The organism is Maribacter sp. Asnod2-G09, from assembly GCF_045063795.1.
Classification (GTDB): Bacteria; Bacteroidota; Bacteroidia; order Flavobacteriales; family Flavobacteriaceae; genus Maribacter.
Genome location: NZ_JBEFOA010000005.1, coordinates 1,176,726 through 1,194,798, shown reverse-complemented (window position 1 = coordinate 1,194,798; position 18,073 = coordinate 1,176,726). Strand labels below are relative to the sequence as shown.

The 18,073-nt window shown below is 37.0% G+C and carries 20 protein-coding genes; 7 read left to right on the top strand and 13 right to left on the bottom strand.

What is annotated here, in order from left to right; genetic code table 11:
• Nucleotides 1-277: 277 nt before the first annotated feature.
• The 9 genes from ACJJVT_RS17150 to ACJJVT_RS17110 all read right to left on the bottom strand — a co-directional run bounded on the left by ACJJVT_RS17150 (nucleotide 278) and on the right by ACJJVT_RS17110 (nucleotide 6,976).
• Nucleotides 278-850: a uracil-DNA glycosylase family protein gene (locus tag ACJJVT_RS17150; protein ID WP_405400331.1), complete on the bottom strand. Its 573-nt coding sequence runs from the start codon at nucleotides 848-850 to the stop codon at nucleotides 278-280.
• A gap of 59 nt (nucleotides 851-909) precedes the next feature.
• The gene (locus ACJJVT_RS17145) at nucleotides 910-1,482 is read right to left on the bottom strand and encodes a uracil-DNA glycosylase family protein (protein WP_405400329.1); all 573 of its coding nucleotides are present in this window, start codon (nucleotides 1,480-1,482) and stop codon (nucleotides 910-912) included.
• 27 nt (nucleotides 1,483-1,509) lie between these two features.
• Entirely contained in the window at nucleotides 1,510-1,854 is a 345-nt protein-coding gene (locus tag ACJJVT_RS17140) for a HopJ type III effector protein (protein ID WP_405400327.1), read from the bottom strand.
• A gap of 34 nt (nucleotides 1,855-1,888) precedes the next feature.
• Nucleotides 1,889-2,857, bottom strand: a complete 969-nt coding sequence (locus ACJJVT_RS17135; RefSeq protein WP_405400325.1) for a transporter — start codon at nucleotides 2,855-2,857, stop codon at nucleotides 1,889-1,891.
• A gap of 3 nt (nucleotides 2,858-2,860) precedes the next feature.
• Nucleotides 2,861-3,901 (bottom strand): cytochrome-c peroxidase, encoded by a 1,041-nt coding sequence (locus ACJJVT_RS17130; protein ID WP_405400323.1) that lies wholly within the window; start codon nucleotides 3,899-3,901, stop codon nucleotides 2,861-2,863.
• 50 nt (nucleotides 3,902-3,951) lie between these two features.
• Nucleotides 3,952-4,755 carry an MbnP family protein gene (locus ACJJVT_RS17125; protein WP_405400322.1) on the bottom strand — a complete coding sequence of 268 codons (804 nt, stop codon included), beginning with the start codon at nucleotides 4,753-4,755 and terminating at the stop codon, nucleotides 3,952-3,954.
• 232 nt (nucleotides 4,756-4,987) lie between these two features.
• Complete coding sequence (locus tag ACJJVT_RS17120) at nucleotides 4,988-5,359, bottom strand: hypothetical protein (RefSeq protein WP_405400320.1); 372 nt, start codon at nucleotides 5,357-5,359, stop codon at nucleotides 4,988-4,990.
• Between the two features lie 97 nt (nucleotides 5,360-5,456).
• Nucleotides 5,457-6,128, bottom strand: coding sequence for a 16S rRNA (cytidine(1402)-2'-O)-methyltransferase (gene rsmI, locus ACJJVT_RS17115; protein ID WP_405400319.1), 672 nt, complete (start codon nucleotides 6,126-6,128; stop codon nucleotides 5,457-5,459).
• A gap of 155 nt (nucleotides 6,129-6,283) precedes the next feature.
• Entirely contained in the window at nucleotides 6,284-6,976 is a 693-nt protein-coding gene (locus ACJJVT_RS17110; RefSeq protein ID WP_405400317.1) for a hypothetical protein, read from the bottom strand.
• A 104-nt stretch (nucleotides 6,977-7,080) separates the two neighbouring features.
• Between ACJJVT_RS17110 and ACJJVT_RS17105 the strand changes: the two genes are divergently transcribed.
• From ACJJVT_RS17105 to arfB, 7 genes are all read left to right on the top strand, one after another.
• Complete coding sequence (locus ACJJVT_RS17105) at nucleotides 7,081-7,725, top strand: thymidine kinase (RefSeq protein WP_405400315.1); 645 nt, start codon at nucleotides 7,081-7,083, stop codon at nucleotides 7,723-7,725.
• A complete protein-coding gene (gene alr, locus ACJJVT_RS17100; protein ID WP_405400314.1) occupies nucleotides 7,718-8,824 on the top strand; it encodes an alanine racemase in 1,107 nt (368 codons plus the stop codon). The genes ACJJVT_RS17105 and alr overlap by 8 nt, the downstream gene beginning before the upstream one ends.
• 85 nt (nucleotides 8,825-8,909) lie before the next feature.
• Nucleotides 8,910-9,311 carry a large conductance mechanosensitive channel protein MscL gene (mscL, locus tag ACJJVT_RS17095; protein ID WP_276491319.1) on the top strand — a complete coding sequence of 134 codons (402 nt, stop codon included), beginning with the start codon at nucleotides 8,910-8,912 and terminating at the stop codon, nucleotides 9,309-9,311.
• A 242-nt stretch (nucleotides 9,312-9,553) separates the two neighbouring features.
• Nucleotides 9,554-10,543 carry an aspartate-semialdehyde dehydrogenase gene (locus ACJJVT_RS17090; protein ID WP_405400313.1) on the top strand — a complete coding sequence of 330 codons (990 nt, stop codon included), beginning with the start codon at nucleotides 9,554-9,556 and terminating at the stop codon, nucleotides 10,541-10,543.
• A gap of 86 nt (nucleotides 10,544-10,629) precedes the next feature.
• On the top strand, nucleotides 10,630-12,786 hold the full coding sequence (locus ACJJVT_RS17085) for a prolyl oligopeptidase family protein (RefSeq protein WP_405400311.1): 2,157 nt from the start codon (nucleotides 10,630-10,632) through the stop codon (nucleotides 12,784-12,786).
• Between the two features lie 85 nt (nucleotides 12,787-12,871).
• Nucleotides 12,872-13,861 carry an ABC transporter ATP-binding protein gene (locus ACJJVT_RS17080; RefSeq protein WP_405400310.1) on the top strand — a complete coding sequence of 330 codons (990 nt, stop codon included), beginning with the start codon at nucleotides 12,872-12,874 and terminating at the stop codon, nucleotides 13,859-13,861.
• A gap of 14 nt (nucleotides 13,862-13,875) precedes the next feature.
• Nucleotides 13,876-14,277, top strand: a complete 402-nt coding sequence (gene arfB / locus ACJJVT_RS17075; RefSeq protein ID WP_405400309.1) for an alternative ribosome rescue aminoacyl-tRNA hydrolase ArfB — start codon at nucleotides 13,876-13,878, stop codon at nucleotides 14,275-14,277.
• 12 nt (nucleotides 14,278-14,289) lie between these two features.
• On the opposite strand, the gene ACJJVT_RS17070 is transcribed toward arfB, so the two are convergent.
• The 4 genes from ACJJVT_RS17070 to ACJJVT_RS17055 all read right to left on the bottom strand — a co-directional run bounded on the left by ACJJVT_RS17070 (nucleotide 14,290) and on the right by ACJJVT_RS17055 (nucleotide 18,040).
• The gene (locus ACJJVT_RS17070) at nucleotides 14,290-15,618 is read right to left on the bottom strand and encodes a GntP family permease (RefSeq protein WP_405400308.1); all 1,329 of its coding nucleotides are present in this window, start codon (nucleotides 15,616-15,618) and stop codon (nucleotides 14,290-14,292) included.
• Nucleotides 15,619-15,690: 72 nt separating this feature from the next.
• Nucleotides 15,691-16,161 (bottom strand): 3-oxoacyl-ACP synthase, encoded by a 471-nt coding sequence (locus tag ACJJVT_RS17065; RefSeq protein ID WP_405400306.1) that lies wholly within the window; start codon nucleotides 16,159-16,161, stop codon nucleotides 15,691-15,693.
• Nucleotides 16,148-16,753, bottom strand: coding sequence for a hypothetical protein (locus ACJJVT_RS17060; protein WP_405400305.1), 606 nt, complete (start codon nucleotides 16,751-16,753; stop codon nucleotides 16,148-16,150). The genes ACJJVT_RS17065 and ACJJVT_RS17060 overlap by 14 nt, the downstream gene beginning before the upstream one ends.
• Nucleotides 16,754-16,924: 171 nt before the next feature.
• A complete protein-coding gene (locus tag ACJJVT_RS17055; RefSeq protein WP_405400303.1) occupies nucleotides 16,925-18,040 on the bottom strand; it encodes an NAD(P)/FAD-dependent oxidoreductase in 1,116 nt (371 codons plus the stop codon).
• Between the last annotated feature and the right edge of the window lie 33 nt (nucleotides 18,041-18,073).

Genomic DNA, 18,073 nt, shown 5'->3' with positions numbered 1-18,073 from the left:
GGAGTTAGGAGTTAGGAGTTAGGAGTTAGGAGTTAGGAGTTAGGAGTTAGGAGAAATTAAAAATTGCGATTTGAAAGTGCAAGCAACACTGATTATTCTAAAAATTATTTTTCTCAGTTTCTCTACTGTCCGTTCGAGTGGTTTTAAATTCAATTTTTTCATTGAATTTAAAATGTCAGGCCGCCGAGTAGGAGGGTATCGAGAACCATTTGGAACACCTACTTAAAACAAACAGATTGCTTCTTCCAATAGCTATCGGAATCGCAATGACGAATAACTAATTCAAAATCTTAGCAACCAATTCCTGCAGTTCCCCAACTACCTCTTCTTCAAACCACGGATTCTTACTTCGCCAAAAATGATTTACTGGCGATGGGTGTGGTAAAAGAAAATACTTTGGCAGGTATTCTTTGTAATGCAAAACGTTTTCGGTCAGATTCTTTTTTGCTTGCTTCCCTAAATATTGGTTTTGTGAATATTTACCAATAAGTAGAATCAGTTTTACGTTTTTAAATTCACCCCATACTTGCGAATGCCATAATGGGGCGCATTCTTTTCTAGGTGGCAAATCGCCAGTTTTTCCTTTACCAGGATAACAGAACCCCATGGGCAATACCGCAAAATTATCAGGATTAAAGAATACCTCATCAGAAACTCCCAACCATTCTCGCAGTTTTCTGCCACTGGGTTCGTCCCAAGCTTTGTTCTCAACATGAGCTTTTCTACCTGGCGCCTGACTTACCAATATGATTTTAGAATTCGTAGTACCTGCAACAATGGGTCGTGGTTCTAAAGGCAAGTGCGCCTTACAAACAGTACAATCTCTTATTTCAGATAATAAATCTTGCATGATGTTATTGATGTATACTTTAAATTTCCACCTAGTACTATAGGGTGAAATGACGGAACCTATTTCAAAATCTTAGCTACTAATTGCTGTAACTCCCCAACAACATCTTCTTCAAACCATGGATTTTTACTTCGCCAAAAACGATTTACTGGCGATGGGTGAGGAAGAAGAAAATATTTTGGCAAGTATTCCTCGTAGTGTAAAACGTTCTCCGTCAGATTCTTTTTTGCTTGTTTACCTAGATATTGGTCTTGCGCGTATTTGCCGATTAGCAATATCAGTTTCACATTTTTAAATTCTTCCCATACTCTTGGGTGCCATAACGGGGCGCATTCTTTTCTAGGTGGCAAGTCACCCGACTTACCTTTACCTGGGTAACAGAATCCCATGGGTATAATTCCGAAATTATCAGGATTATAAAATTCTTCATCAGTGACACCTAACCATTCTCGTAGCTTCTTACCACTTGGGTCATCCCACGGTTTATTTTCTACATGGGCCTTTCTGCCCGGTGCCTGACCTATTACTATTATTTTAGAGTTTTTAGAACCTGCAACAATAGGCCGCGGCTCTAAAGGCAAATGCGCCTTGCAAACTTCACAACCTCTTATTTCAGATAATAAATCTTGCATGGCGTAATTGATGTATAATTTATGACCCTAAAGCAACTTCAATGCTTCGCCATCAAAAGTCAAGCCTTCAAAGCCCGTATTCATAAAGTTTCTTATATTTTGGTGCGAGCTTCCTTTAAGATCAAGAAGTACTTCGTCAAAATAATACTGACCAAAACAAGCCAAAGTTTCTTCTTTTGAAAGTCCTTCTTTAATAGCAAAAGAGAATAATTTACAAGAACCTGAATTTTGACCAACTTCATTACTTACATTACCGTTAGTATATGCAGTTGGTGTAAAACTATATTTAGAATCAATTACAACCATGGTGTCAGAAAAATTAATTTCTTTCGGTGTGGTCTTTAGTTTATTCTTGAACTCTGCTAATGTCATCGTTACTGGTTTTGGACTTAAAAAGGGTTATTTCTTAAATATTGATATTCAAATATAACGAAACCCTATTTTTCACCTCTACTTTACCTTCATTCAAATTTTGCGAAATCGGAATCATACTTGAAATGCCTAATGCATATCTGTTATAATTTGTTTCTAATCCGAAGCGTGCAAAATATACATCGCCTCCAGTATCTGGCACTATCAGACTAAACTCCTTGTTTTCTTCAAAGTACTCGGCACCTAAACCTACTTGCGGAGTAAAAGATACTGACGGAGAAACATAATATGTTTTATAGGTATTCAGTGCTGCATTCCATTGATTACCGAACAAGTAGTTTTTACTATTCTCTGTCTTTATGGTGTAATTCAATAATGCAGATAACCCCCAATTTCTATGCGTAATACCATAATTAGTTGCCAAAATATAATCCCAACTACCAGTTCCTAATTGAAAACTTGGGTTGACACTGCCTTCAATGTTCGCAGCATCAAAGCTACCGGTGGGCATTTTTACACCACCACCAATTTGCCATGCATGTTCTGGTTTAATGGAAATTACACTATCGGGTGTTTGACGAAGCACATTATAATATGCTAAAACTGTTGCGTCACCAATACCATTTATAGTCTGCTCTGTATTATCGGCAAATGTTCTGTTATGCGAATGATACGGAAGCAGGGCATTTACCAAAACTCGTTTCCCAACTGGGAATTTTCCCCATGCCTGTACGGTGTTGAAGTTTTCATTTATCCATGGGGAATTATCAAAAATACCATCTCTAGAGCGATACTTTTGACCAATGTATCTTAAACCCACAAAGTTATTATTCAATCCGGTTCCGAAACCCATACTACCTCCATTTCCTCCGCATCCGCAGGTATCACAGAAATATTTATAGGCTGTATTTTTCCAAATACATTCGCTAGTTTCTTCTGGCAAATCGTTTGCTTGAGCAGTAAATAATCCGCCAAGCATCAATATTATTATAATCTTATTCATATTTTAATATTCTGAAAATCGTTCGTCATTTATAAAAGTATCATCCGTCAAAATTTCAAAAAAGGCTAACAATCCCTCTTTTTCTTCATCGTTTAATGCAATTCCTAATCCGTCCTCGGTTTGTAAAGAATCATCCAAGGTTTCTGATGCTATCATACCATTGGTGTAGAAATTTAACACAGATTCTAAACTACCGAACCTGCCATCATGCATGTAGGGCGCAGTCAATGATACGTTTCTTAAACTTGGTACTTTAAACTTATAATTATCACTATCGCTACCGCTTACCTCTGCTCTGCCAATATCATTTAATTGCGGATTAGGCGGTAGACCATTGTTTCTAAAACTACCATCTGTAAATAAATCTGTAGCGTGGCATGAAGCGCAATTTTGCTGAAAAACCGATAAACCAAATGTTTCTGTTTCGGTCAATTCTCCACCTTCTTCATTTCGAACATACTTATCGTATTTACTATTTGAAGAAATCATCATAACCATAAACTGAGATATCGCTTTTAAAAAATTCTCTGCGTTTACACCACCTTCTTCAAAAGCCATTTCAAATTCTTTTTGATACTCGGCATCGGCTATGAGTTTATTGATGACACCAGTCATGGTTTCACCCATTTCTACCTCATTGGTAATAGGGATTATTGGAAAAAGATCTAAGTGTGATGTAGCACCATCCCAAGCAAATTCGGTAAAAAATGCCATGTTAGATATGGTAGGCGTATTTCTTGTACCCTCTAAGTCATTTACGCCGTGACTAAATTGATGTCCGTGGTGGGTGAACGCTGAACTCTGCTCGTGACAAAAGCCGCAAGAGATAAATCCGCTTGAGGATAGTTTGCCATCATAGAATAATTTCTTACCCAACTCAAAGCCCAATTGTGTTGGCGGATTTGCTTCAATATCATAAGCCAACTCAGGAAAATTCTCAGGAACGTCTACCGTTAAAAAAGTATTCTCAATAACTACGTACTCATCATCTTCATTGCATGACACCAAAAAAACGGACAGTAATACCCAAAATAGATATTTCATCTGTTATAATTTTAAAATAGGGTCGCCAAAAATGAGCGACCCCTATTAATTTAGTGTGAGTCTCCCGTACCGTTATGAACATGATCTACTGTAAACATATTGGCAGTGTTCAATGCTACTTTTGGTGATTTTTCTTCGCTTACCATTATAACCGACTGCTCAGTCAAAGACAGTTTATTCTCCCCGTCCAAAATGGTATTGGCATCTGCTACCATATGGATTATAGGAGACATTTCATCACTTACTAAAGCATCTGTACCCAAACTCAAGGTTACTTCTTTATAGTTATCTAAACTAGATCCGTGGCTACCCATGTGTACTTTAAAGTCTGTTGCTTCTGTTACCGTTTCTGAAGTAAAAGTTCCTTCAAAATTTAAAAACTTGTAGCCCGCTTGCCACGACCACATCATGTTGGTTTCTTCTGCTACAGTTAAAAAATCGCCTTGACCTTCTGCACCTTGAAGGTATTTTTCTTGGTCTACGCCTACACCGAAAGTTACAGATACATACGTGCCTGCTGGTATATTCTCTAGTACTACTTCTGTGCTACCCGTTTCTTCACTTGTAACAAAATAGCTGTCATCTTTATCATATGTAAATACTTCACCTGCATCATTGGTTAAACTGAAGTTACTTACAATGTAATTTAATCTTGTAATGGTCAAAGTTTCGTTCTGCGAGTTGGTATAACTAGAAGTTGCCAATAGTAAATCGTCTGATCCTACACTATTATCGAACTCTAGGGTTACACTGTTTTCTCCCATTAGTTCTGCCGTTGCATCATCATCGCTACTGCAGCTAGCGAATACACTTAATAATAGAGTTATTGCAAAAATTTTATATATAGATTTCATGTGTTGATTTATTAATTATTCGATATAATTCGCGAAGCTATACCTCTGGTTTTTACCAAAAGTATTACGACGTACTACACCTTAGTTTATGTAATGGTTTTACCTAATGACAATGTCTTAGGCATGATTTTAAAATAATTGATTGTGTACACGACTATAGATTATGTGTCGTGGTGCGGGTGTACAACAGCATCTACCTTTTCAAAAAAGGCATACGTATGCTAAGTTGTATTTAAGACAAGAAGTTAGGCGGATGAAAAACAGCCGATATAAACTGTTTCTCGTTTAAATTAGGATGCATTGAAACCACTTTTGTTTCAACTATTGTACTTTGAAAATTGAAATCGAAAATACTTACAAAACCAATAGGGTATTCACGAAGATCCGCAGAAGGAATATCTTGATGATCTTCTTGTTGCTGCTTTTTTATCATTTGCGACAGGTAGCATTTACCATCACAATTAAGCATCGGTTTATCTTTATTAATACACAAAACTTCAGCAATGTAGTCTTGATTAATTACATACTCCAACACAGGCAATACCGGTTTTACCATCGCCGTGAGGTATAACAGTATAAATGTATATGTGAGAATTTTTTTCATTAATCGCCACGAAGATAATTCTGATTTTGTAATATTCTTACGAATTTCTTAGAATTAACACTTGGGTTATAGGAATTTGAAGCTGTTGCAGAAGTTTCTACTTGTTACCCCCAACAACAATTACAATTTCCCCTTTTGGTGGTTTCTCTGTAAAATGCTTTAGTACTTCTTCGGCTGTGCCTCGAACTGTTTCTTCGTACAGCTTGGTCAACTCTCTTGAGACAGAAATAGGTCTTTCTGCTCCGAAATATTCCACAAAATTACCCAAGGTCTTTAATAGCTTATGTGGAGATTCATAAAAGATAATGGTACGTGGTTCTTCTGCCAGTAATTTCAATCGGGTCTGTCTTCCTTTTTTTACGGGTAAAAAACCCTCAAAAACAAACTTGTCGTTCGGCAAGCCACTATTGACCAATGCCGGCACGAATGCTGTTGCCCCTGGTAAGCATTCCACTTCAACGCCCGCTTCTACACAGGCACGAGTTAACAAAAATCCGGGGTCAGAAATTGCCGGCGTACCTGCATCTGAAATTAGTGCAATATTCTCACCTCCTTTTAGTTTTCCTACTAGATAGTCGACCATATTATGCTCGTTGTGCATATGGTGGCTTTTCATCTGCGTGCCAATCTCAAAATGATGTAATAATTTTCCGCTGGTACGTGTGTCTTCCGCAAGTATTAAATCTACCTCCTTAAGAATTCGAATTGCCCTTAGGGTCATATCCTCTAAATTTCCGATCGGTGTAGGTACTAAATAAAGCTTTCCCATGTATTTTAAAGTAAAAAACCTCAAGGCAGACCCACGAGGCATTGAATTGAAAATTTAAATTAAATTTCGACGTAAACGCAAGGTGTTTAAATCTTGATTATTGAGTAAAAAACCCAACACAGGTGCTGGGTTTTTGATACAAATCTTAATCTTAATTAAGAGAATCTACGAGATACCAATTCAATAAATCGCTCTTCATAGGGTTCTTTACCAGCCCAATTATTATAGTCTGGCTTCACCATATTTTTTATAAATGAAATTGAGCGTTCTTCAGTATCTATGGTATTTAACTGAGATAGCACACGGTTGTAATCTTCCATGTTATCATTGAATAAATGTTTTACAAATGCCAAGCGATCATTCAAATCTACTTTTACATTACTTTTTGCCAAACGGTCATTTAATGATTTTGGTGCAGCATCCGTTTGCTTTAAGTCTTCTTTAGATGGTGTAAAAAGCTCCATGTCATTTTTCATTAGATTAGGCTTTGACATAAATTCTGCCAAAACATCTTCTAACTGATCATTATCTGGCATTTCAGAAATGAAACCCTTAATAGTTTCCATGCCTGGGTGCTTCACTATATCCTCTTCATGCGGATTACTTTCCGGCACTCCTGTATTTCCTTTCATTACGGCATTCGCCATTTCTTCAAATTTTGCCGCAATAGCATTTTTAGATACATTAACTTCCATATCATTAAGTTCTACCTCAATAAACTTAAGCACAGCAAGTTTCTCGTATAGGTTTTTAGAAACCTCATACAAATTTGTTACATCATCTAAATTATCAGCAGTCAAAATTTCTGTAGATAACTTTCTCAATTCCAGTTTCAACTTATTTTTCATCTCACAAATTTTACGGTAAAGACCTAAATAGTGGGTTTTTTAAATACCTTTAACATCTTTAAAGAATAAACGAAAAACCCATTATTTTCGTCTAAAATTACAAAATGTTTCTTGAAAACACAGTTAATCATAAAGAACAATTCGGCTGGATAGAAGTCATTGCCGGCTCAATGTTTTCTGGAAAGACAGAAGAATTGATTCGTAGACTTAAAAGAGCGCAGTTTGCCAAATTAAAGGTTGAAATCTTTAAACCTATGGTAGATACCCGTTATGATGATGAAATGGTGGTTTCGCATGATGCCAATGAAATTCGTTCTACTCCGGTACCCGCAGCTGCCAATATTCGTATTCTTGCAGATACTTGCGATGTCATCGGCATTGATGAAGCCCAATTTTTTGATGATGAAATAGTTACCATTTGCAATGACCTAGCAAATAAAGGTGTTAGAGTTATTGTTGCCGGATTAGACATGGACTTTAAAGGAAAACCATTCGGACCCATGCCTGCTCTTATGGCTACCGCAGAATATGTCACCAAAGTACACGCCATTTGCACACGTACGGGCAACTTGGCAAATTATAGTTTTAGAAAATCTAATAACGATAAATTGGTCATGTTGGGCGAAGTAAATGAATATGAACCTTTAAGCAGAGGTGCATATTACAAGGCTATGCTGAAAGAAAAGGTGAAAACGATGGATGTAAAATCTGAGGAAATCGATACCATCAAAAAGAATGAAAATGGCTAAGGCAGAGGAAACCGTTTTAGAAATTGATCTAAAGGCACTTGGTCATAACTACACTTTTTTACGTTCTAAAATAAAGCCCGACACCAAATTTATGGCGGTAGTAAAGGCATATGCTTATGGCAGTGATTCTGTTGCTATTGCCACATACCTTCAAAATTTAGGCGTTGATTATTTTGCTGTTGCTTATGTAAATGAAGGTGTAACGCTTAGAGAAGGCGGTATTACTGCACCTATTTTAGTGCTTCACCCACAGAAAACCCATTTTAAAACGCTCATCGAAAAGAATCTTGAGCCTAGCATATATTCAAAAAATATTCTATCTGATTTTATAGCAACTGCCGAAGCAATGGGTAAAACAGAATATCCTATTCACTTAAAATTTAATACAGGACTCAATAGATTAGGTTTTTCTGCGGATGACTTACCTGAAATCTCTTCTCTTATTGATCAACAAAAAGCGATTCAGGTCATTGCACTGTTATCGCATTTAGCCGCTACTGAAGATGCTAACGAAACCGACTTTACCAACCTTCAGCTAGAACGGTTCAACGCTATTTGTAATAAAGCAGATGAACTTTTCAAAACCAAGACTTTAAAGCATGTGCTAAATACTTCGGGTATTATCAATTACCCACATGCACAGTATGATATGGTTAGAAGTGGAATCGGACTTTACGGTTATGGTAACGAACCACATATAGATGCAGAATTACAACCTGTAATGACCCTAAAAACGATTATTTCTCAAAAACATACTATACCTACGGGGGAATCTGTTGGCTACAATCGTAAATACAAATCTGACCACAAAACCATAACCGCAACCTTGCCTTTAGGTCATGCAGATGGTATTGGTAGAGAATATGGTCATGGAAAAACATATGTTAGTATACACGGAAAATTAGCTCCAATTATTGGAAATGTTTGTATGGATATGATTATGGTCGATGTCACCAATATTGAATGTGAAGAAGGGGATGAAGTAGAAATTTTTGGAAAAAGCCTGTCCGCAAACGAATTTGCGGAGACTGCCCAAACCATAACGTATGAAATACTTACGGGACTTTCTCAACGCATAAAGCGAGTTTTAATAAATTGAATCGTTAACATTTCATTAAGGAATCAAATTTTTTAGTAAATTGCGTTACTTTTTAAATTTAACCATTAATATAAATTAAGTAAACATGTTAAAAGAATTCAAGAATTTTATTTTGACGGGTAACGTCATCGATTTTGCTGTAGCAGTTATTTTAGCTGGAGCAGTAGGATTAGTAGTAAACGGATTTGTTGCTGATATCATCATGCCAATCGTAGGTCACTTCGCAGGTGGAGTTGATTTCGCTGATTTGAAAATCGTATTAGATGAAGCTGTTGTTGGTGCTGATGGCGCAATCGCTAAGCCAGAAAATGCTATCCGTTGGGGTGCATGGGTAAATGCTATCGTTAACCTTCTTATTGTTGGATTCGTAATGTTTATCATTGTTAAAGCTTACAACAAAACTAAAACTCCTCCAGCTCCAGCTGCACCAGCAGGACCAACTGCAGAAGAGTTATTAGCAGAGATAAGAGATGCTTTAAAAAAGTAATCTTAATAATACTCCCTAGTTATAGGGTACCGTTGCACTGCAACTTACATTAATTAAAACCGTCAACTTTGTTTCGCTAACATTGTTGACGGTTCTTTTTTATAGCACACTTTCCAAGTTACCTCCACATAATCATTTGTTATATTTTAAACAATTTGTTATATTTTGATTATTCTATTCTTTTTTACTTGTGCAAGTACCAGTAATACGTATTTTTGCCGCTTAATATAATTGTTTTACAAATGAAAGTAGCTGTAATTGGTGCCACAGGCATGGTTGGCGATGTAATGTTGAAAGTATTGGCAGAACGTAATTTTCCATTAACGGAGTTATTATTGGTAGCCTCTGAACGTTCTGTAGGTAAAAAGATGACCTTTAAAGGTAAAGAACATACGGTTATAGGTTTAGCAGATGCTGTAGCCGCAAGACCAAATATTGCCATTTTCTCTGCAGGCGGTGACACTTCTTTAGAATGGGCTCCAAAATTTGCAGAAGTTGGTACTACCGTAGTAGACAACTCTTCTGCTTGGCGAATGGATCCGACCAAAAAATTGGTTGTTCCTGAGATCAATGCTCACGAACTTACTGCTGAAGATAAAATTATAGCAAACCCTAATTGCTCTACCATTCAGTTAGTAATGGCACTATACCCATTGCACAAGAAATATAAAATGAAACGTGTTGTTGTTTCTACCTATCAGTCGGTTTCTGGTACTGGGGTAAAAGCGGTAAAACAACTAGAAAATGAAATTGCAGGTGTACAAGGCGAAATGGCATACCCTTACCCAATCGGCAGAAATGCATTACCACATTGCGATGTTTTCATGGAAAACGGATACACTAAAGAAGAAATGAAATTGGCACGTGAACCACAGAAAATTCTAGATGATCGTACTTTTTCAATTAGTGCTACCGCAGTACGTATACCTACCGCTGGCGGACATTCAGAATCTGTAAACGTAGAGTTCGAAAATGACTTTGAACTTAACGAGGTTCGTCGTTTGTTAAACGAAATGCCCGGAGTAACTGTTCAAGATAATCCTGATACGAATACCTACCCAATGCCAATATATGCTCATGATAAAGATGAGGTTTTCGTTGGTCGTATACGTAGAGATGAAACCCAAAGAAACACTTTGAATATGTGGATCGTTGCCGATAACCTTAGAAAAGGTGCAGCAACAAACGCTGTTCAAATTTCAGAATACCTAGTAGAAAAAGGCTTAGTTTAATTTATACCCTTTACAACGTTAAAACCTTCAAAACTTCACTGTTTTGAAGGTTTTTTTATGGTATTTTAGTACAAACTGAACTACTCATGAAAAAAGTAATACCTGCGCTACTTGTCTTTGCGCTCATTTCTTCCTGTAAAAACGAATCTAAACCTGAACCCATTATTGTGAATTATCCTGTTACCGCAAAAGTTGATACTGTAGATACTTATTTTGGCACCGAAGTTAAAGACCCCTATCGTTGGTTAGAAGATGATAGAAGTCCAGAAACCGAAGCTTGGGTAAAAGAACAGAATAAAACTACATTCGGTTATTTAGAACATATTCCTTTTAGAAACGATTTAAAAAATCGTCTTGAAAAACTGTGGAATTATGAGAAACTAGGGTCGCCTTTTAAAAAAGGAGATTATACCTATTTCATGAAAAATGACGGACTCCAAAATCAATATGTTGTTTATAGAGCTAAAGGCGATGAAAAGCCTGAGGTATTTTTAGACCCAAACACCTTTTCAGAAGATGGCACTACATCTTTGGCGGGTTTGAGTTTTACTAAAGATGGTTCATTAGCAGCCTATCAAATTTCTGAAGGTGGTAGCGATTGGCGAAAAGCGATTATTCTAAATGCTGAAACTAAAGAGATTGTCGAAGACACTTTAATTGATATTAAATTCAGCGGACTCTCTTGGAAAGGTAATGAAGGTTTTTACTATTCTAGTTATGACAAACCAAAAGGTAGTGAGCTATCGGCTAAAACCGACCAACATAAAGTATACTATCATAAATTGGGTACGCCACAAAAAGACGACGAGCTTATATTTGGTGGCACTTCTCTAGAAAAGCATCGCTATATTGGGGCTAATGTTACCGAAGACAACAAGTATCTATTAATAAGTGCATCTGTATCTACTTCTGGCAACAAACTGTTTATTCAAAATTTAGAGGACCCAAACGGATTACTTATCCCCATGCTCGAAGACACTGATTCTGACAACTATGTTATTGACAATATCGGCTCTAAGCTGTATATCGTTACCAATAGAAATGCACCTAACAAGAAAATAGTTACGGTTGACGCTGCTAATCCTGAAGCAAAAAACTGGATAGATTTTATTCCGGAAACAGAAAATGTATTAAGTCCGAATACGGGTGGCGGTTATTTCTTTACCGAATATATGGTCGATGCCATTTCGAAGGTGAATCAATATGATTATGATGGTAAACTAATTCGAGAAGTAAAATTACCGGGTATAGGATCCGTTGGCGGATTTGGTGGTGAGAAAGAGGATAAAGAATTGTATTTCTCTTTTACCAATTACAACACTCCCAGTTCTACCTATAAATTTGAGCCTGCAACGGGTGAATATGAACTGTACTGGAAACCAGAAATAGATTTCAACCCTGCAGATTATACTTCTGAGCAAGTTTTCTATGCCTCCAAAGATGGTACTAAGGTGCCTATGATCATTACTTATAAAAAGGGCACGGAGTTGAATGGTAAAAATCCAACAATTCTTTACGCCTATGGCGGATTCAACGTGAGTTTAACTCCGTCATTCAGTATCGGTAATGCCGTTTGGATGGAACAAGGCGGAATTTATGCTGTTCCCAATCTTCGTGGTGGTGGCGAATATGGTAAAAAATGGCATGATGCAGGCATCAAAACTAAAAAACAAAATGTATTCGATGACTTCATTGCAGCTGCAGAATATTTAGTGGATAATAAATATACATCGAAAGAATACTTAGCTATTCGCGGAGGTTCTAATGGCGGATTGCTAGTTGGCGCCACAATGACACAAAGACCAGATTTAATGCAAGTAGCATTGCCTGCTGTTGGGGTTTTGGATATGTTGCGCTATCATACATTTACGGCTGGCGCAGGATGGGCTTATGATTACGGTACTGCAGAAGACGATGATGAAATGTTTCAGTACTTAAAAGGATATTCGCCAGTGCATAATGTAAAAGCGGGTACAACTTACCCTGCTACTTTGGTCACCACCGGTGATCATGACGACAGAGTAGTACCGGCACATAGTTTTAAGTTTGCCGCAGAACTTCAAGAAAAACAAGCAGGTTCTAATCCAACATTAATACGAATTGAAACAAATGCCGGTCATGGTGCAGGTACGCCGGTAAGTAAAACTATAGAGCAATATGCAGACATTTATGGCTTTACACTCTATAATATGGGTTATACCGAGCTACCTAATAAAAGTATTTTGAAAGATTTTAAGGAGTAATTACCTTTTGAAATCAATAAATTATTGAAATATCCGTTTCAAATTGGAACGGATTTTTCAATTTTGCATTCCTAAGAATAAAAACATGTTACGAGTAGAGAATCTATCATTTTCATATGATAAACTTCCAGTTTTAGAAGCTATTAATTTACGTATTCAACGTGGAGAGCATGTGGCTATCATTGGTGAAAGCGGATGCGGTAAAAGTACCTTGCTCAAACTAATGTACGGTTTGATGGATTTAGAACAGGGCGAAATTTTTTGGGAAGACGAACAAATTTTAGGTCCGGCTTACAATTTGGTTCCTGGTGCGCCTTTCATAAAGTACCTATCTCAAGATTTTGATTTGATGCCGTTCATTACCGTTGCTGAAAACATTAGCCAGTATCTTTCTGTTTTTTATCCCGATGAATTAAAAGAAAGAACTGAAGAGTTATTAGAGATGATAGAGATGACCGAATTTGCCGATAAGAAGGTGAAAACCTTAAGTGGTGGTCAGCAACAACGTGTCGCTTTAGCAAGAGTACTAGCTCAAAAGCCGCAAGTGTTACTTTTAGATGAACCCTTTAGTCATATCGACAACTTTCTAAAAAATAGCTTACGTCGAAATATTTTCAATTACCTGAAAGAGAATCTTATTACCACTATTGTTGCAACTCACGATGTAAACGATGTTTTACCTTTTGCCGATCGTGCCGTTGTTTTACGCGATAAAGGGATTATAGCAAGGGCAAGACCTATGGAGCTTTATAAAAATCCTAAAAACTTATATGTCGCTTCACTTTTTGGCGAGGCAAGTATGATTTCTATAGATGTACTTAAAACCTATGCGAATACAAAAAGAAAAATAATTGTCTATGCTCACGAGTTTCGAGTTTCGCCTTCATCTGGCTTTCATGTTATTGTAGAAAAAGCATACCCAATGGGTGCCTATTACTTAACAGAAAGTAAAAGCGATGATGATGAAACCATCTTTTTCAATGCAGATAAATTATACCCAAAAGGGAAAGAATTGTTTTTAAATGTGGCTATAGAAACTATCAATCAGCGCATACAAGAAGCTGCTGCTAATTAATTTAAAAACATGTTGTGAACCAAGAACAGATTCTTACCGAGTTACAATTTAAAGCCATAAGAAGTAGTGGTCCTGGTGGTCAGCATGCTAATAAAGTTTCTTCTAAAGTAGAATTATCTTTTCATATTGAAGCTTCGGGCGGACTAACAGAACGCCAGAAAAAGAGAGCGCTTCTAAAATTAGAAAACAAACTAAGTAAAGAAGGTTTACTGATTTTACAGTGCGATGAATCTCGCAGCCAGCACAAGAATAAAGAATTGGTAATTAAACGATTCTTTAAACTTCTAGAAAAATCTTTGATAGTCCCTAAGGCTAGAAAGAAAAGTAGACCTACCAGATCATCTATTGAAAAAAGATTAAAAGGCAAGAAAATTGCTTCCCTCAAAAAGCAGAATCGGGGAAAGCCAGATTATTAAATTTCTTGTTTTTTATGCGAAAATGGTATAGAATACGAATACGGTTATCGCACCGGTAAGACCAAGAACACCTGTACCTAAGCCGAAAAGGCGATACCCAGTTTTCACATTCATGCCGCTCATTTGTGTTACCACCCAAAAGAAACTATCGTTTGCATGAGAGATTACCGCAGAACCCGCCCCAATAACTACTACGACTAAAGCTTTCTGTATTTCGGTATCAAAACCTAAAGATGACATCATAGGCATGATTATCGATGCTGTGGTTACCAGTGCCACCGTAGAAGAACCTTGTGCCGTTTTTAAGGCAGCAGCCAATACAAATGGCAAGAAAATACCCATATTATAGTCCGTCAAGGTTTGCCCTAGAATTTCTGCAATACCAGAATTCTGTAATATTTTACCAAAAATTCCGCCAGCGCCAGTTATCAATAATATAGAAGCCGCATCTTTAATTGCTTTGCCTACCCAACCTGCAGAAGAAAGCATATCATAATTTAATTTTTTAGGTAAGAGCAGACATAGGAATACGCCAATCAACAATGAGATGACCGGTTCTCCCACAAAATTGATAAAATCTAATAGTCCGTTTTCTTGTCCGACATCCATAGAGTTTAGAACGGACTTCAAGACAATTAGAAAAATAGGCACTAGAATGGGTATTGATGCTTTTAAGGCGCTAGGCGAATCTTTAATTTCTTGTTCTGCTTCTAGTGCATCTTCAACATCTGGTGCTATCATAGTTTTTGATGCATACTTTTTAGCGAATATGATTCCGACAATCAAGGCGACAATACTGGTGGGAAATCCGAAAGCGATAACCAAACCTAAATCTGCCCCAAGAATACCTGCCGCAGCTATAGGACCGGGAGTTGGAGGAACCATCGTATGCGATGCCATTAAGCCCAAACCCAATGCTATTGCCGGACCAGCAATGGATATTTTGGCTTTCTTGGAAAGACTTTTATTTAAGGGATGTAACAGCATAAAACCGCTATCTGCAAAGACAGGAATAGACACGATATAACCGATAATACCCATTGCCGTTGTCACTCTTTTCTTCCCTATTAAACCCAACACTTTCTCTGCAATGGCAAATGCGCCACCGGTATGCTCTAAAAACGCACCAATGATGACTCCAAGTACTATAATCAGACCTATTTTACCAAGCGTACCGCCAAAACCATCATTGATAGATACAATGATATCAGCATAAGGCATACCAGCAAAAATTCCGTATAAAATTGAAATGATAAACAATGCTAGAAAAGCATGAATCTTAAGCTTTGTCGTCAATATAATTATGGCAATGACCGCGAGTAGTAAGTAGAATATTTCCATGATTGGTGGTTGTAAAAGTGGTTAAGGCTATCTTTACTGGTTTAAGATAACCAAATAAATATCAGGATGTATTTATTGAACACCAACAATAGCCAACTCCTTACCATTAAAACTAAAAACATCGCCGACTGATTTCCCAAAGACGAGTTTACCAATAGGTGTTGCGGCAGATATACAGTATACTGATTTAGGTTTACTCTTAAATTCACCTGCCGAAATGGCTATGTAATACATAAATGAATCTGTAACGACCAAACTACCTAAACCTACCGTTGGGGCATTTCTGTCTTTAGGCACCTTTGAAAGTAATTGTTGGGTTTTTTCTAATTCTGATAACTGCTGACCTAGTTTTTCACGCTCTAACTGAATCATAGCACGACCGGTTTCATGCTTATCGCCAGCACTACTCTTTGTCTCTGAGGTTAGTGCCGACTCCAATTCTTTAATTTGATTTTGTATTCTTGCTAGCCTATCGTTAACGAAATGCACGCAAAAGGCGTAAGCCTCTTTTTTTAAAATCTTAAGTGATTCAGTTTCCTTCAATGTGGTACAGATCTGCCAGTTTATAGATCAAGTAATTTACAATTTGATTATCACTTTCACCAGCACTTATCATCTTTTGAATCTCTATTTTATTTTCAGCTTTAAAATAGTCTAAATCACCAGAACGATCATCGCTAAATATATTCCACGATTTAAGTCCGCTTAGCATTGCCTTATGTGCTTCGAAACGGTTTGTAATTGCTTGAACCTTTTTCTTATCTACCTTTTCTATTGATTCACCATCGTTTAGCAACTTATAATCTGCCGTAATTTGCGCATCTGCCTTTTCTGCTTCGGTAATGATCTTAAAGTAAGCTCTAGATACTAAAGATTCGTATTTAGAGTAGAATCCTGATTCCATAGTATCATCAGCCAATGCAACTTCTTCTGTACTGGCATATAAGTCTTCTTTGGTATATGAATTATCGGCAATAAGAGATTGTTTCCAAGCCTCACTTTTTATATGCTCTTTCCATACCCTAGCGTATTCTCGCTGATAGTGGGTTTTCGTCAATCCGCAGCTATTTAGAAACACTATTCCTATAACGGCTAGAAATGTAGCCGAGGTAATTCTTCTAATCAATTTTTTCATATAGTAAACTTGCTATTACAAACCACCTTAAAAGATTGCTGTTCTAAGGCAAACTAATAAGCGTATTTAGGGTAATAGATAATCAAAGGGGGTATACAATTTATAAATAAAATTGAGAGTAATGTTGCCTTTTGGATAAGATTTAAAAAAACAGGTTAAACGGAGTATACATCAGCTCAACAAATTAGCCAATTTTTTACCAATTGTGCTGCCTATGGCAATACCCATACCGCCCAGTCGCACTCCGCATGCCACATTATTAGACACTTGTTTTACAATGGGTTTCTTCTGTTGACCAACCCCCATAATACCGCTCCAGCTGTAATCGATTTCAAAGTCGGTATCTGGTAAAATGACTGTATTTAACAGTTGCCTTAGTTTGTTTTCAATCAAGGTAGTAGTAGCAAAATCAGTAGTTTCTTCGGCTTTAAAGTCCAAATTACGCCCACCACCCAACAAAATACGATTATCAATATTGCGGAAATAGTAATAGCCTTCTTCTAAATGAAAGGTGCCTTTTATATGCAAATCTTTAATTGGCTTGGTAATCAACACTTGTGCCCGTGCAGGTTTCACGTTCTCCGATAATAATTGAGCGGCAAAACCATTGGTAGCTATCAGTAATTTTTTGGTTGTAAATTCTAGGTCATCTGTTTTGACAATTACTTCTGAACCTGCATCTTCTAAAGAATGTACTTTGGTTGAATTTACAATTGTGATGCCTTTTTGCTGCGCTAATTGCACTAAAGATGTCATCATCTTACCGGTATCAATTTGCCCTTCAAAAACCTGAGAAATATAGTTGCTGTTAATTCCTTTGAAATCGAAGCTATCTGGAGTAACCCTAAAGGCATCCGCTTTAAAAACGGGGTGTAGAAACTCGTTTATCGACTTTAATTCCTTCAGACAACGCTCGTACAAATCTAAATCCTTGTTTAAAAATAATTCGTGTCCGCCATTATTCTGATAACCAATAGCGGCATCTCCTAAAAGGTTGCGTAAAGAATGTATACCATCATATCGTTCTTGCACCAGGTTAATTACCTCTTGTTCTGAGTGTGTTTTTAAGTCGGATAAAATTTCAGAAATACTGCCAAAACAGGCAAACCCTGCATTTTTAGTACTCGCACCTTGAGGAAGTTTTCCTTTTTCCAAAATAAGCATACGTGCCTTCGGATGCTTTCGTCGTAATTCTAAAGCACAATTTAAGCCTACAATACCACTGCCAATAACGGTATAATCGATATTCGAAAACCACGATGTACGTTCCCAGTAGCTTAAATTCATAGTAGCATTTTGATTGTGATATAAGATAGAAAA

What these genes read in the sequence shown, in the direction of transcription:
- ACJJVT_RS17120 (WP_405400320.1), bottom strand. Translation starts at nt 5,359, where the DNA reads ATGAAAAAAATTCTCACATATACATTTATACTGTTATACCTCACGGCG.
- rsmI (WP_405400319.1), bottom strand. Translation starts at nt 6,128, where the DNA reads ATGGGAAAGCTTTATTTAGTACCTACACCGATCGGAAATTTAGAGGAT.
- ACJJVT_RS17150 (WP_405400331.1), bottom strand. Translation starts at nt 850, where the DNA reads ATGCAAGATTTATTATCTGAAATAAGAGATTGTACTGTTTGTAAGGCG.
- ACJJVT_RS17110 (WP_405400317.1), bottom strand. Translation starts at nt 6,976, where the DNA reads ATGAAAAATAAGTTGAAACTGGAATTGAGAAAGTTATCTACAGAAATT.
- ACJJVT_RS17130 (WP_405400323.1), bottom strand. Translation starts at nt 3,901, where the DNA reads ATGAAATATCTATTTTGGGTATTACTGTCCGTTTTTTTGGTGTCATGC.
- mscL (WP_276491319.1), top strand. Translation starts at nt 8,910, where the DNA reads ATGTTAAAAGAATTCAAGAATTTTATTTTGACGGGTAACGTCATCGAT.
- alr (WP_405400314.1), top strand. Translation starts at nt 7,718, where the DNA reads ATGGCTAAGGCAGAGGAAACCGTTTTAGAAATTGATCTAAAGGCACTT.
- ACJJVT_RS17055 (WP_405400303.1), bottom strand. Translation starts at nt 18,040, where the DNA reads ATGAATTTAAGCTACTGGGAACGTACATCGTGGTTTTCGAATATCGAT.
- ACJJVT_RS17140 (WP_405400327.1), bottom strand. Translation starts at nt 1,854, where the DNA reads ATGACATTAGCAGAGTTCAAGAATAAACTAAAGACCACACCGAAAGAA.
- ACJJVT_RS17070 (WP_405400308.1), bottom strand. Translation starts at nt 15,618, where the DNA reads ATGGAAATATTCTACTTACTACTCGCGGTCATTGCCATAATTATATTG.
- ACJJVT_RS17090 (WP_405400313.1), top strand. Translation starts at nt 9,554, where the DNA reads ATGAAAGTAGCTGTAATTGGTGCCACAGGCATGGTTGGCGATGTAATG.
- ACJJVT_RS17085 (WP_405400311.1), top strand. Translation starts at nt 10,630, where the DNA reads ATGAAAAAAGTAATACCTGCGCTACTTGTCTTTGCGCTCATTTCTTCC.
- ACJJVT_RS17080 (WP_405400310.1), top strand. Translation starts at nt 12,872, where the DNA reads ATGTTACGAGTAGAGAATCTATCATTTTCATATGATAAACTTCCAGTT.
- ACJJVT_RS17105 (WP_405400315.1), top strand. Translation starts at nt 7,081, where the DNA reads ATGTTTCTTGAAAACACAGTTAATCATAAAGAACAATTCGGCTGGATA.
- ACJJVT_RS17135 (WP_405400325.1), bottom strand. Translation starts at nt 2,857, where the DNA reads ATGAATAAGATTATAATAATATTGATGCTTGGCGGATTATTTACTGCT.
- ACJJVT_RS17125 (WP_405400322.1), bottom strand. Translation starts at nt 4,755, where the DNA reads ATGAAATCTATATATAAAATTTTTGCAATAACTCTATTATTAAGTGTA.
- ACJJVT_RS17145 (WP_405400329.1), bottom strand. Translation starts at nt 1,482, where the DNA reads ATGCAAGATTTATTATCTGAAATAAGAGGTTGTGAAGTTTGCAAGGCG.
- ACJJVT_RS17060 (WP_405400305.1), bottom strand. Translation starts at nt 16,753, where the DNA reads ATGAAAAAATTGATTAGAAGAATTACCTCGGCTACATTTCTAGCCGTT.